A 14072-nucleotide genomic window follows, 5' to 3' on the forward strand; every position below is an offset into this window, starting at 1 on the left:
CTTTCCCCCCTCAATATATCTACATAGTCTTATACGAATATCATGTAAAAAGGTTTCATTTAAATATCAAAAAAATGACAAGGATCATACATCCTTGTCAAAAAAGTTTGGCCTCCTGAATGAAGGGGTTCTCATAAATATCATAAGGTTCGGATATTAAGAGAATATGTTTATATTGTAAACATTTTGTAAAATTAGCCTATTTTAGTAGCTGATAGTTCTTTTTTCAAACGAATTGTAACGGTTGTTCCTTCTCCTACCTTACTAGTGATTTGCACTGCCCCTTCATGTGCCTCAATAATATGTTTTACAATTGCAAGACCTAAACCGGTACCTCCGGAATTTCTGCTTCTAGCTTTGTCCACACGGTAAAATCTTTCAAAAATTCGGGAAAGCTCTTTTTCTTCAATTCCAATACCTGTATCGATAATTTGAATTTCAACGTGGTCAGTAAGATTTGTTGCTTTTACCGCAACCTTGGCCTTGTTTGGAGAATATGACAGGCTATTATTAATGACATTGATAAAAACCTGTTTCAATCTGTCCATATCTCCTTCAATTACTGTTGTTATGTCATCTACTGTAAGCTCTAAATGAATATCTTTATCTTCAGCCTTTGATCTAAGCATTCGTAAACTATTCTCTAAAAGCTCCTTCACATTTACACGTGATAGGTTAAGCGAAAACCCTTTATTCTCTATCTTGGATAAGTCCAATAAATCTTGTATGAGGACTTGAAGACGATGACTTTCATTTAAAATGATTGTTAAAAACTCGTCAAGAACTTCTCTATCATTCATCGCTCCATCTAATAAAGTTTCAGCAAACCCTTTAATGGAAGTAATTGGTGTACGAAGTTCATGGGAAACATTTGCAACAAAGTCCTTTCGCATCTGTTCGAGCCTTTTCAAATCTGAAATATCATGAAAGACTAGAACAACACCCCTCCATTCCACGTTCGCTCCTAATATTGGTGTAGCATACACCTCAAAGTCCTTTTGTTCGGTTCCTATCATCAGATGGAATTGTCTTCGTAACTTCCGTTCTGTCATAAAAATTTCTTCTACTAAATTTACAATTTCTTTATGAGTAAAAGCTTCGTAATAAAGCTGACCCATTAAATCGCCCTGGTCAGTCTTAAATATCTCATTGATCGTTCGATTGAAAATACTAATATATCCTTTGCTATCAATGAACAATAAACCGCTCCCCATATTTTCAATCAACGTATGTAATCGGTCATGCTGCATTTCATAGGATTTAGTCATTTCTTCAATATTTCTTGCAACAATATTGATTGATTGTCCAAGTAATCCAGCAGCACTTATATCATCTTCATAGGTTCTTGCTCGATAATCTCCCTTTGCAAGCTCTTTAACTGCTTTAGTTGCAGCATCAATTGGCTTTGTATAGGTGGTAGTAATTCTAACGATAAGCGAAAGAATAATAACCAATGCGATTCCTAGGCAGATCACAAGTGCAATCCAAACCTGCTGAACTGTTTTTTCAACGGAAGTTCCATGTACCGCACTATTCGTGATAAGACTACTAATGAATTGGCCCAACATAAAACCCATACAAAGAAAAACAATAATAATTAAAAAGATAATCGCAAATAGAAGTCTCGAGTGAAATTTATTCATAGAGTTTTGGCTCCTCAAGCTTATAGCCTAATCCCCTTACTGTTTTAATCATACTTGGCTTTTTCGAATCTTTTTCGATTTTTTCACGCAAATGACTGATATGAACATCCACAATTCTTGTATCACCAGCAAAATCATAATTCCAAACTGCACTTAAAAGTTGATCACGAGTTAGAACTCTACCTTTATTCTTTGCTAAATAAGCAAGTAACTCAAATTCTTTTGGTGTAAGGTCAAGTGCTTCCTCATTATAATAAGCCTCAAAATTTTCTGGTAAAATTCGTAGATGCCCAATCATAATTTGAGGAGATGCTGTAGTGTCTTCTGAATTGACTTCGTTTAAACTTGTTCTTCTTAGTATTGCCTTCACCCGGGCAACTACTTCTCTTGGACTAAATGGTTTTGTCATATAGTCATCTGCCCCAAGCTCCAAACCCAGAACTTTATCAAATTCGTCATCCTTTGCGGTTAACATTAGGATTGGGATATCCACTTTGTTTTGGCGAAGCTGTTTGCACACTTCAATACCATCCAATTTTGGCAGCATTAAGTCAAGGACGATTAAACTAGGTCTTTCTGCTAAGGCTTTCTCCAAGCCTTCCTCTCCATCCATAGCCGTAATGACCTCGTAGCCAGCCTGTTGTAGGTTGTACTGAAGCAATGTAATAATCGAACGTTCATCCTCTACAACCAATACTTTTTTCTTCATTGTCTTCCTCCATCAAAAAAGATAAACCCCATCATTATTTTTATCTCTATATAAAATCATTATAGATTAACATTTCTTGACTTGCCATGAAAAAACAAAAAAGAGAGACATAGCTCTCTAAAAGTTCTCCAATATTTTCCCTTCCATAGGGGTAATTCGGTGTGGAGGACAGACGAGTAGTCTTCCCTCGATTGCCTTTGATTCATCTTCACCCAATGCGGTAACTGTAATTTCAACAGTATGTTCGTGAAAATGAATCTTCGTAACCTCAAAGAGAAATTGAACTGTGTCGTAGTGGTACAAAGGCTGCAAAAATTCAATTTCTTGCTTAAGAATATGACTACCAGGACCAGGTAAATATTTTGATACAGCCGCAGATATAATACCAGTCAGCATAACTGTTGGTACAATCGGTCTCTTAAACGGAGTTTGTGATGCATAATCATGTTGAATATAAAGAGGATTTGCATCATTTGTTAAACCCAAATATAAAAGTAAATCTTTATCTTCTATTTTCTCAGTTAACGTTAATTTTTCACCTACGTTCATTTCTTCAATCATTCTACCTAGTTTTCGCTTTTTCCCTAATAACATAAAAAAGGATGCACCTCCATTAAAATGAAAACGATTACAAGGTTATGTATAAAAAATTCGGGGAGACCCCCGAATCTTTTCATAGAAGTTCAAAAAGTCCGGTGAAAATGACACATCAGCAGAGGAACTTCGACTAAATACCGACACGTCCTGTGTCGAACGTCGAAGTCACCACATCCTGTGGAAGCGCGTTGACTTGCTTTTCCGTTCCTCACGTATTAACTGTATACGCTCCGGTACTCAAAGCTGTACTGCCTTGAAATTCTCGGTCCTTTTCATCCTCCCTTTTGAACAGGTATTTTTAAGTTTATGATTAGGCTAGGATATTCATGACGTTTTTTACGGAATCGGCTGATTTTGCAAGTTCTGCTTTTTCCTTCTCTGTTAGTTCAAGTTCTATAATTTTTTCAATGCCATTTGCACCTAGAATGGTTGGAACTCCAAGGTAAATTCCGGTAAAGCCATATTCACCTTCAAGATATGCAATTGCAGGTAGGACACGACGCTGGTCTTTTAAAATTGCTTCAACCATTTCTACTAAGGAAGCAGCTGGTGCATAATATGCACTTCCATTTCCTAATAGGTTTACAATTTCACCGCCACCCTTACGTGTCCGTTCAACTATAGCGTCTAAGCGATCTATTGGAATTAAGGTTTCAAGTGGGATGCCTCCTGCATAGGAGTAACGAACAAGTGGTACCATGTCATCACCATGACCACCTAGGACAAATCCAGTAATATCTTTTACTGATAAATTTAGTTCCTGGGCAATAAATGTACGGAATCTAGCAGTGTCAAGTACGCCTGATTGGCCAATAACACGGTTTTTCGGGAAACCAGATTCTTTAAACACTGTATATGTCATAGCGTCAACTGGATTTGTTAAAACAATGATATAGCTGTTTGGAGAATGTTTTGTAATTTCTTGGGCAACACTTTTCATGATTTTTTGGTTTGTTTGAACAAGGTCATCACGACTCATACCAGGTTTACGAGCAATTCCGGCTGTAATCACAACAATATCAGAATCAGCTGTATCCTCATAATTTGCTGTTCCGGTAATGTTTGCATCAAACCCTTGAACAGGACTTGCTTCTAGCATATCTAGAGCTTTCCCCTTGGTCGGGTTCTCCATTTGTGGAATATCAACTAAAACGACGTCTCCTAATTCCTTTTGAGCAAGTAGAAAAGCTGTTGTTGCACCAGTAAATCCACTACCTATTACAGAGATCTTTTTGCGTTTGAATTGACTCATTATATATCCTCCCTATTCATACGTAAGTAAGTAACTACCCAAAAGGGTAGTTACTTATAATTATGATTAGCCTAAGTTTTTGATTAGTTCATCAGCAAACTCTGAACATTTTACTTCTGTTGCGCCTTCCATTAGACGCGCAAAGTCGTATGTTACAACTTTAGATTCAATTGTTTTTTCCATTGAATTCATGATTAGGTTTGCTGCTTCATTCCAACCTAGGTGTTCAAGCATTAATACACCTGATAATAGAACAGAGGATGGGTTAACTTTGTCTAAGCCAGCATATTTAGGTGCAGTTCCGTGAGTAGCTTCGAAAATTGCATGACCAGTTTCATAGTTAATATTTGCTCCAGGTGCAATTCCAATTCCACCAACTTGTGCAGCTAATGCATCAGAAATGTAATCACCGTTTAAGTTCATAGTAGCAACAACATCAAATTCACGAGGACGAGTTAAGATCTGTTGTAAGAAGATATCTGCAATTGAATCTTTAACAATAATCTTACCTGCAGCTTCAGCATCAGCTTGAGCTTTATTAGCAGCATCTTTACCTTCTTCTTCAACGATGCGGTCATATTGAGCCCATGTAAATACTTTATCGCCAAATTCTTGTTCAGCAAGCTCGTATCCCCAGTTTTTGAATGCTCCCTCAGTAAACTTCATGATGTTTCCTTTGTGAACAAGTGTTACTGACTTACGCCCTTGCTCGATCGCATAGTTGATCGCAGCACGTACAAGACGCTTTGTACCTTCCTCAGAAACTGGCTTGATTCCAATTCCAGAAGTTTCTGGGAAACGGATTTTATTAACACCTAGCTCATTTTGAAGGAAGTTAATAAGTTTTTGAACACCTTCAGAACCTTGTGCATATTCAATACCAGCATAAATATCTTCTGTGTTTTCACGGAAAATAACCATGTCTGTATCTTCTGGACGCTTAACTGGTGAAGGTACACCTGTAAAATAACGAACAGGACGAAGACATGTGAATAAATCTAGTTCTTGACGTAATGCAACGTTTAATGAACGGATACCACCACCAACCGGTGTAGTAAGAGGTCCTTTAATAGCAATTATGTACTCACGAATAAGATCTAATGTTTCTTCTGGTAACCATTCGCCAGTTTGATTAAACGCTTTTTCCCCTGCTAATACTTCTTTCCAAACAATTGATTTTTCACCATTGTAGGCTTTTTCAACTGCTGCTTCTAATACACGTGACGCTGCTGCCCAAATATCAGGACCAGTTCCATCACCTTCAATAAAAGGAATAATTGGGTTGTTAGGTACGTTTAGTACACCATTTGATACTGTAATTTTTTCTCCTGCCACTAGTATTACCTCCTAAAATTCTAAGAAGCATCTCAGGAAGAATTTTCTCCTGAAATACTTCTCTTTTATTATATATTGTATAGATTTATTAACCTCTTTGGTCAATTGGAATGTATTTTTGCATTCCAGGACCAGTATATTCAGCACGTGGACGGATTAAACGGTTGTTCTCATATTGCTCTAGAATATGAGCTAACCACCCTGAAACACGGCTTACTGCAAAGATAGGAGTAAATAAATCATGATCAATACCTAAGCTATGGTATACAGATGCTGAGTAGAAGTCAACATTTGGTGGTAATGGTTTTTCACTTGTTACAATCTTCTCAATTTTCGTTGACATCTCATACCATTTTGGTTCTCCGGTGATGGTTGTTAACTTTTGAGACATTGCTTTTAAGTGCTTAGCACGTGGGTCACCTTTGCGGTATACTCTATGCCCGAATCCCATTATCTTTTCTTTATTAGCTAATTTTGTTTTTATATAATGTTCAACGTTTTCAACTTCTCCGATTTCAGTAAGCATTTTCATAACTGCTTCATTTGCGCCACCGTGAAGAGGACCTTTTAACGCCCCAATCGCAGCAGTAACACCTGAATAAATATCGGAAAGAGTTGCAACGCAAACACGAGCCGTGAAAGTAGATGCATTAAGTTCATGGTCAGCATGTAAAACGAGTGCTTTATTAAATGCTTCTTCTGCAATCTCACTTGGCTCTTGGCCGCTTAGCATATACAAGAAGTTTCCTGCAAAGCTTAAATCTGTGCGTGGAGAAACTGGCTCTAATCCTTTTCGCACACGTGAAAAAGCGGTAACAATTGTAGGTAATTTTGCTTGTAGACGAATCGCCTTACGATAATTTGCTTCTGGATCCATTACATCCGCTTCTTCATCATAAAGCCCTAATAGTGAAACTGCTGAGCGAAGAGCTGCCATTGGATGAACTTTATCGATTGGATATGTTTTGAAATGATTTAGTACTTCTTGAGGTAGACTTGCATTATCAGCAAGCTGCTGCTTTAATTCAGCTAACTCCTCTTTATTTGGAAGTTTGCGGTGCCATAGTAGATAGACAACCTCTTCAAAACTAGCATTTTCAGCTAATTCATCAATATCGAATCCTGCATACGTTAATGTGTCATCAATAATTGAACTAACTGAAGAAGTAGTAGCTACAATTCCTTCAAGTCCCTTTGTTGCTGTCATAAGACCCTCTCCTTTTTTCATATTCCCCTACCCCTTAAGAGGTGAATTGAGCGCATGCTCAAAATAAAACATCACATTGAGAATGCGATAAAGACCCTTCATTTCGTGAAGTAAATGCTTTCATTTTCAAATAAAACATTCAATGCCACAAAATATCGAAATAATATTGTGACAATTACGAGAATTAGCAAGTGCTATGTAGAAAAAGTTGTAACTCTCGACTCTATTATAATAAAGAATCAGACTTTTGTGAATCAAAAGAGACTAATTTTCGTAATAAACTATTATCATGCAAAAATATTTTTCTCTTTTACTATTTAACAGAGTCGAATACCTAAATAAGCAATATATCATTAGATATAGCTATTTTTGTGTTTTTGCAGTTTGTTCACGAAATTTTTTTCACTCGCTCTTACGTATAATATCATATTTCCAATTTTTTCTCCATAATTGGAAACTTTATTATTCATAACTTCGTATTTACTTTTAAAGTTTTCAATGTGGTTGTAAAATAAGATGTAAGAATTACCTAGGGAGGAAAAAGTTTGAACATTCATTATGTGTACAGTTTTCTTCGGTTTCTTTTGGTTATTGCTTTAGTAGTGGTTGGCTTTATCTTGTTTTATTTTCTATTTAAACTAACCTATCCGTTTATTTTTGCTTTATTAATCGCTTTCCTCATCAATCCCCTTGTCAATTTTTTAGAACGCAAAGGAAGGATGCCACGAGGTTTATCAGTATTTTTAGGAATCTTCATTGTATTTGGTGTTGTCACAGGGTTCCTTACGCTTTTAATAGCTGAAATTATTTCGGGAGCAAACTATTTAGCAAAAGAGGTTCCACAGCATTTTGAAAAACTAGTAGTTTATTTTGAAGATTTAATCGTTGGGCAAATTATCCCTTTATATGAGAGATTAACAAGCATGTTCCATAATTTAGAGCAAGACCAACAGCAAACCATAATGGATAATGTAAGCAATGTAGGTACTACGATTGCAACAAATGTTGGAGAGTTTTTAAAAGCGTTCTTAGAAAACATTCCTAAATTTCTAGGTTGGTTGCCGAATGCAGCAACTGTTATTGTATTTTCACTGCTAGCTACGTTTTTCATAAGCAAGGATTGGAATAAATTCATCATAATGGGGAGAAAATTCATCCCTGTTAAAGCTAGAACAAGCGGAAAATCAATTTTTGTAGAACTAAAGAAAGCATTATTTGGATTTATTAAAGCTCAAGCAACTTTGATTTCGATAACTGCGGGAATCGTATTGATTGGATTATTAGTATTACGGGTTGATTATGCAATTACAATTGCCTTGTTAATTGGGCTTGTGGATCTTCTCCCGTATTTAGGTACTGGTCTTGTGTTTGTTCCGTGGATTATTTACTCCGCTTTTAGTGGGGAAATTTCACTAGCAATCGGGCTGGGAATTTTATATATTGTGGTGATTGTGCAGCGTCAAGTAATGGAGCCAAAGGTAATCTCATCAAGTATTGGACTAGATCCTTTGGCAACCTTGATATCCCTTTTCGTTGGGTTTCAATTATTCGGTTTCATCGGACTGATTATCGGGCCTGTCATTTTAGTCATCATTAGGACCTTATATACAACAGGTGTATTTCAAGATGTATGGAATTTTATTATCGGAAGAGAAGCATAAAGAAAAAGCCACCCAAATGGCTTTTTCTTTATCTTTATCAACGACGAATAACTGTAAAATGACCTCTATTAATTCTCCGACTAATCCAGTTTGCTATAACCGGCTTAAGATAATTTCGGGTTACAGGAATGAGCAGGAGAAATCCTGTCAAATCGCTAATGTAGCCGGGAGTTAAAAGCAAGACTGCACCTATTAAGATACAGATTCCATCCATTATCGCTTCCCGTGGCACTTGACCGTAATCCATCTGTTGCCTTGCACGTCTAATCGTTTCTAGCCCTTGTTTCTTTGCAAGCCATGCACCAATCACTCCTGTTAGAATGATTAATAGTAATGTAAATGGAATTCCAAGCGTCTTGCCTGAAAAAATTAGAACACTTATTTCAAGAGCTGGTACAACAATAATCAATGCTAGTAATATTCTCATATTGTCCTCCTAGTGAAGGCTTTTCTTATATTATATGTTTTCTATCTTCAAAAAAGTAGTTTTTATTCATCTTCTCCTAATTTTTCCAATTCGTAATGCACAGCACCATTTGCTAGAGTATCCCTTTTTTTATCCCGTTGGGAGACGTTTTTTCACTTTATAGGCAAAAAAAAGAGAAGGTTTCCCTTCTCTTACTTATACTTATAAAACATTTGCATGTCCTTCATAAATAACTCCACGAGCAGAATCAACAGTAATATCTTGTCCATCCTTCAATAGTGTTGTTGCCTTATCTACACCAACAATAACAGGAATTCCGATGCTTAATCCTACTACAGCTGCGTGGCTAGTTAGACCGCCTTCTTCCGTAATTAACGCTGAAGCTTGCTCCACGTATTTTACCATATCACGGTCAGTTGCAGGTGTTACAAGGATTGCTCCATCATACATCTTTGCTGCAGCTTCTTCACTATTATGTGCTACAACTACCTTGCCAAAAGCTGATTTTCTACCAATTCCTTGTCCATTTGCAAGGATGTTGCCAACAACATGAATCTTCATTATATTAGTTGTTCCACGCTCTCCAACTGGAACACCAGCTGTAATCACAACTAAATCACCAGGTTTGATAATTCCGGTTCCTAATGCTACATCAACAGAGTTATCGAGCATTTCATCCGTTGATTTTGCCACGTTACCTGTTTGTGCGTATACGCCCCAAACAAGTGAAAGCTTTCTTGTTGTTGATTCACTTGCTGTTACAGCAATAATTGGTGCCTTTGGACGGTATTTTGAAATCATTCTTGCTGTATGTCCACTTTCAGTAGGTGTGACAATCGCAGAAACATCTAGGTTAAGTGCAGTATGGGCAACCGACTGACCAATCGCATCTGTAATAGTAGTACCAGAGATTTTACTACGTTGAGATAAGATTTCACGATGTACTAAAGCCTCTTCAGCGCGTGAAGCAATATTATGCATCGTTTGAACAGCCTCAACTGGATATGATCCCGCAGCAGTTTCACCAGAAAGCATAATTGCATCAGTACCATCAAAGATCGCATTCGCAACGTCACTAGCTTCTGCACGAGTTGGTCTAGGATTACGTTGCATGGAGTCTAACATTTGAGTTGCAGTAATAACTGGTTTACCAGCTGCATTACATTTCTTAATTAAATCCTTTTGAACGAGTGGCACTTCTTCAGCAGGAATTTCAACTCCTAGGTCACCACGAGCTACCATGAGTCCATCCGATACTTCAAGGATTTCATCAATGTTATCGACTCCCTCTTGGTTTTCAATTTTAGGGATGATTTGAATGTTTACTCCTTTATTTTCTTCAAGCAATTCTCTAATTTCTAGTACGTCTGATGCACGACGAACGAAGGATGCTGCTATATAATCAACATCTTGTTGGATACCAAATACAATATCCTTTGCATCTTTTTCAGTAATACCTGGTAGGTTCACACTAACACCCGGTACGTTTACACCTTTTTTGTTTTTTAATGTTCCACTATTTAATACTTTAGTTAGAATTTCACGTTTCTGATGATTAATTTCTACTACTTCTAATCCGATTAAACCATCATCTAGTAGAATTCTGGAGCCTGGATGAACATCCTCAATAAGTCCCGGATATGTAATTGAGAATTTTTCCGGTGTACCAACAACTTCTTCCATTGAAATAGTTATATTTGACCCTTCAACTAATTCAATTGCACCATTTTCCATTGTATTTGTACGAATTTCAGGTCCTTTAGTATCTAATAAGATTGCAATATTCTTGCCAGTTATTTTAGAAGCTTCACGGATATTTTTGATACGTGCACCATGTTCTTCAAAGTCGCCATGTGAAAAATTAAGTCTTGCTACATTCATCCCAGCATTTGCTAAAGCTACAAGCTTTTCAATACTTTCACTAGCTGGTCCTATCGTACATACTATTTTTGTTTTTCTCATTACATTTTCCTCCTCTATAATCGCCTTAGAGCGATTACCAACACTTCCTCAGTGAATTATACAGAAATCATTATTAAATTGATAGTTCTTGCGACAGGTTATACATTTTTTCGTCAACTGTATGTTTACGATCTAAGATTTCCATAATATCATGGTCTACTAATTGGTTCTGTTGAATTCCGACCGCTCTTCCACCTTTTCCTTCCAGCAAGAGCTCAACAGCTTTTGCTCCAAGACGGCTAGCTAATACACGGTCAGTTGCAGTTGGTGAACCACCACGTTGAATATGTCCAAGTACACTTACTCTCGTTTCAAAATTTGTCGCTTCTTGGATCTTCTTCCCGATTTCCACACCGCTGCCTACACCTTCAGCAACTACAATAATACTATGTTTCTTACCACGTTCATGACCTCGGTTAAGCTTTGCAACAACTTCATTCATGTCATGATCAACTTCAGGAATTAAGATTGTTTCAGCACCCCCGGCCAATCCTGCCCATAATGCAAGATCACCAGCATGTCTACCCATTACTTCAATTACATATGTACGTTCATGAGAAGTTGCTGTATCCCTAATTTTATCAATTGCATCAATAACTGTATTTAATGCTGTGTCAAAACCGATTGTAAAATCAGTACCAGGGATGTCATTATCAATTGTACCTGGAACACCCACACATGGGAAACCAAGTTCCGTTAATTTTTGGGCACCACGGTATGAACCGTCACCGCCTATTACAACTAAGCCTTCAATCCCTAATTTATTGAGTTGTTCAATACCTTGTTTACGACCTTCTTCTGTCTTAAATTCCAAACATCGTGCCGTATAAAGCATTGTACCACCACGATGAATGATGTCACCGACATCCCCAATTTCTAACTTTTTAATCTGTCCACTAATAAGCCCGGCATATCCCTGATAAATTCCATATACTTCAACATCATGAAAAATCGCTTTACGTACAACAGCACGAATTGCAGCGTTCATACCAGGTGAATCCCCGCCACTTGTTAAAACACCTATTCTTTTCATTTTTCCACCTCTATGTAAAAAATAATCGTGAACTTATTTTTCCATATGCTTTTACTATTCTTTCGCAATATGTATAAAATAACACTAATATATAAGTAAAACAAGTTATGAAAACGTATTAAATAAAGAAAAAAGTGTGAAATCTGCCGAAAAAACAAAATATAAAAGGAATTTTACGCGGGGGCAATTCGCAAATCATGTATGCATAAAACATTTTCATTTTTTTGAAAATAAGACAAAGTAAAACGTGCCCTACACTTTGTGTAAGATGCACGTCTACTTTTTTACTGAACTCCGATATACTCTTCTTCAGCTATTTTAAATTGGCCGATCTTTTTATATTTTTGATAGCGGTGCTGAATTAACTCATCGTTATTTAATTTACGCAATTCTTTTAATGATTTTAATAGAACTGTATCAATGGAAGCTGCTTGCTCTGCAACATCTTTATGAGCACCGCCTCTAATTTCAGGAATAATTTCATCTACAATTCCTAGTTCTTTTAAGTCTGGCGCAGTAATCTTCATAGACTCTGCAGCCTTTTTCGCAAGTCCAGCGTCTTTCCAAAGCAATGCAGCTGCACCTTCAGGCGAAATAACAGAATACGTAGAGTTTTCAAGCATATGGATGTGATTTCCAACACCTAAAGCAAGAGCTCCGCCACTTCCACCTTCTCCAATAACGATACAAATAACAGGAACAGTTAAGCTTGCCATTTCAAAAAGATTTTTGGCAATCGCCTCACTTTGTCCACGTTCTTCTGCTGCTTTACCTGGATATGCCCCCTTCGTATCAATGAAGCAAATAATTGGACGTCGAAATTTTTCAGCCTGTTTCATTAAACGAAGTGCTTTCCGATATCCTTCAGGATGCGGCATACCAAAGTTTCTTTTAATATTTTCTTTCGTGTCCTTACCACGTTGATGGCCAATAACGGTTACTGCTAATCCATGGTATTTAGCCACGCCACCGACAATGGCAGCATCGTCACCGTAAAAGCGATCACCATGACATTCGAAAAAGTTTGTAAAAATACGTTCAATATAATCAAGGGTTGTTGGTCTCTCGGGATGACGCGCGATTTGCACACGGTCCCATGGTTTTAAATGAGTATAGATATCATTTTCTAGTTTTTGAAGTCTTGATTCAAGTTTTGAAATTTCATCAGATAGATCCACATTTGAATCACTTGTAAATTCTTTTAACTCAGCAATCTTCTTTTTCAATTCCACAACTGGTTTCTCAAATTCTAGTTCTCCTACCAATTCACCGCACCCCCGTTCATATGAATGTCTACAATATTTGCCAATGTATTTTTTAAATCATGACGGTGGATAACAGCATCCAATTGACCATGTTTTAATAAAAATTCAGCTGTCTGGAAATCATCTGGAAGTTCTTCGCGGATGGTTTGCTCAATAATCCTTCTTCCAGCAAAACCTATTAACGCACCTGGCTCCGCAAAATTAAAATCTCCTAAGGAAGCAAAGCTTGCAGATACACCACCTGTTGTTGGGTGAGTCATAATTGAAATAATCAGTCCACCTTGATCACTAAAGAGCTTTAAGGCTGAACTCGTTTTTGCCATTTGCATTAAACTAAGTACACCTTCTTGCATTCTTGCTCCACCTGAAGCTGTGAAAATCAGAAATGGAACTTTTTCTTCCATTGCCTTTTCAATCGCTCTCGTAATCTTTTCACCGACAACAGAACCCATACTTCCCATTCGGAAACTTGAATCCATAATTGCTAAAATAACTCGATTACCTTCGATTGTACCCTCACCAGTAACAACGGCTTCATTAATACCCGTTTTAACTTGGTCCTTCTTAAGCTTTTCCAGATAGTCCGGAAACCCAAGTGGGTTTTCAGATATCATATCATGATCGAGCTCAACGAAAGATCCTTCATCAAGTAAGCTCTCAACTCTTTCATAAGCGGTCATTTGATAATGATAGCCACAGTTCATACAAACCTTATCGTTTTTCATTAATTCCTTTGTATACATGATTTTTTTACAGTTTGGACATTTGCTCATAATTCCTTCTGGAACATCTTGTCTTGCCTGTTCTGAAGGGATTGAAGCATATTTTTTCTTTTTTACAAAAAAGTCTTTTAACAAAATAAACCTCCTCACACATTTCAATAGAAATGGCTTCTTCGTTGGAATTTATCGCCTTAGTGATTATAATTTTAAGACAAAAAGTTGAGTAACGAAAAAAAGGAAAATCTCTATCTTCCTTCGT

The 14072-nt window shown here is 37.0% G+C and carries 12 protein-coding genes; 1 reads left to right on the forward strand and 11 read right to left on the reverse strand.

From position 1 onward, the window contains the following. Positions 1-194 precede the first annotated feature (194 nt). The 6 genes from pnpS to citZ form a co-directional block, all read right to left on the reverse strand. Positions 195-1643, reverse strand: a complete 1449-nt coding sequence (pnpS, locus tag DZB84_RS07960; RefSeq protein WP_116351732.1) for a two-component system histidine kinase PnpS — start codon at positions 1641-1643, stop codon at positions 195-197. After that, complete coding sequence (locus DZB84_RS07965) at positions 1636-2352, reverse strand: response regulator transcription factor (protein ID WP_116351733.1); 717 nt, start codon at positions 2350-2352, stop codon at positions 1636-1638. Before DZB84_RS07965 ends, pnpS begins: the two co-directional genes overlap by 8 nt. A gap of 117 nt (positions 2353-2469) precedes the next feature. Further along, positions 2470-2946, reverse strand: a complete 477-nt coding sequence (locus DZB84_RS07970) for a MaoC/PaaZ C-terminal domain-containing protein (RefSeq protein WP_116351734.1) — start codon at positions 2944-2946, stop codon at positions 2470-2472. A 313-nt stretch (positions 2947-3259) separates the two neighbouring features. After that, positions 3260-4201: a malate dehydrogenase gene (mdh, locus tag DZB84_RS07975; protein WP_116351735.1), complete on the reverse strand. Its 942-nt coding sequence runs from the start codon at positions 4199-4201 to the stop codon at positions 3260-3262. 66 nt (positions 4202-4267) lie between these two features. Continuing rightward, a complete protein-coding gene (gene icd / locus DZB84_RS07980) occupies positions 4268-5542 on the reverse strand; it encodes an NADP-dependent isocitrate dehydrogenase (protein WP_189655194.1) in 1275 nt (424 codons plus the stop codon). Positions 5543-5624: 82 nt separating this feature from the next. After that, complete coding sequence (gene citZ, locus DZB84_RS07985; RefSeq protein WP_116351872.1) at positions 5625-6743, reverse strand: citrate synthase; 1119 nt, start codon at positions 6741-6743, stop codon at positions 5625-5627. A gap of 545 nt (positions 6744-7288) precedes the next feature. Between citZ and ytvI the strand changes: the two genes are divergently transcribed. Continuing rightward, a complete protein-coding gene (gene ytvI / locus DZB84_RS07990) occupies positions 7289-8404 on the forward strand; it encodes a sporulation integral membrane protein YtvI (RefSeq protein WP_116351737.1) in 1116 nt (371 codons plus the stop codon). A 37-nt stretch (positions 8405-8441) separates the two neighbouring features. Here ytvI and DZB84_RS07995 read toward each other — a convergent pair whose 3' ends face one another. The 5 genes from DZB84_RS07995 to accD all read right to left on the reverse strand — a co-directional run bounded on the left by DZB84_RS07995 (position 8442) and on the right by accD (position 13948). Then, positions 8442-8831: an FxsA family protein gene (locus DZB84_RS07995; RefSeq protein WP_116351738.1), complete on the reverse strand. Its 390-nt coding sequence runs from the start codon at positions 8829-8831 to the stop codon at positions 8442-8444. A 201-nt stretch (positions 8832-9032) separates the two neighbouring features. Beyond that, on the reverse strand, positions 9033-10793 hold the full coding sequence (gene pyk / locus DZB84_RS08000) for a pyruvate kinase (protein WP_116351739.1): 1761 nt from the start codon (positions 10791-10793) through the stop codon (positions 9033-9035). 73 nt (positions 10794-10866) lie between these two features. Then, positions 10867-11826: a 6-phosphofructokinase gene (gene pfkA / locus DZB84_RS08005; protein ID WP_116351740.1), complete on the reverse strand. Its 960-nt coding sequence runs from the start codon at positions 11824-11826 to the stop codon at positions 10867-10869. A gap of 284 nt (positions 11827-12110) precedes the next feature. Further along, a complete protein-coding gene (gene accA / locus DZB84_RS08010; RefSeq protein WP_116351741.1) occupies positions 12111-13091 on the reverse strand; it encodes an acetyl-CoA carboxylase carboxyl transferase subunit alpha in 981 nt (326 codons plus the stop codon). Beyond that, the gene (accD, locus tag DZB84_RS08015) at positions 13085-13948 is read right to left on the reverse strand and encodes an acetyl-CoA carboxylase, carboxyltransferase subunit beta (protein ID WP_116351742.1); all 864 of its coding nucleotides are present in this window, start codon (positions 13946-13948) and stop codon (positions 13085-13087) included. Before accD ends, accA begins: the two co-directional genes overlap by 7 nt. Positions 13949-14072: the final 124 nt, after the last annotated feature.

The sequence above is a fragment of the Bacillus sp. HNG genome (assembly GCF_003400205.1).
Classification (GTDB): Bacteria; Bacillota; Bacilli; order Bacillales; family Bacillaceae_L; genus Ferdinandcohnia.

Excerpts from the sequence above, each read along its gene's own strand:
- pnpS (WP_116351732.1), bottom strand. The coding sequence starts at position 1,643 with ATGAATAAATTTCACTCGAGACTTCTATTTGCGATTATCTTTTTAATT.
- DZB84_RS07965 (WP_116351733.1), bottom strand. The coding sequence starts at position 2,352 with ATGAAGAAAAAAGTATTGGTTGTAGAGGATGAACGTTCGATTATTACA.
- DZB84_RS07970 (WP_116351734.1), bottom strand. The coding sequence starts at position 2,946 with ATGTTATTAGGGAAAAAGCGAAAACTAGGTAGAATGATTGAAGAAATG.
- mdh (WP_116351735.1), bottom strand. The coding sequence starts at position 4,201 with ATGAGTCAATTCAAACGCAAAAAGATCTCTGTAATAGGTAGTGGATTT.
- citZ (WP_116351872.1), bottom strand. The coding sequence starts at position 6,743 with ATGACAGCAACAAAGGGACTTGAAGGAATTGTAGCTACTACTTCTTCA.
- DZB84_RS07995 (WP_116351738.1), bottom strand. The coding sequence starts at position 8,831 with ATGAGAATATTACTAGCATTGATTATTGTTGTACCAGCTCTTGAAATA.
- pyk (WP_116351739.1), bottom strand. The coding sequence starts at position 10,793 with ATGAGAAAAACAAAAATAGTATGTACGATAGGACCAGCTAGTGAAAGT.
- pfkA (WP_116351740.1), bottom strand. The coding sequence starts at position 11,826 with ATGAAAAGAATAGGTGTTTTAACAAGTGGCGGGGATTCACCTGGTATG.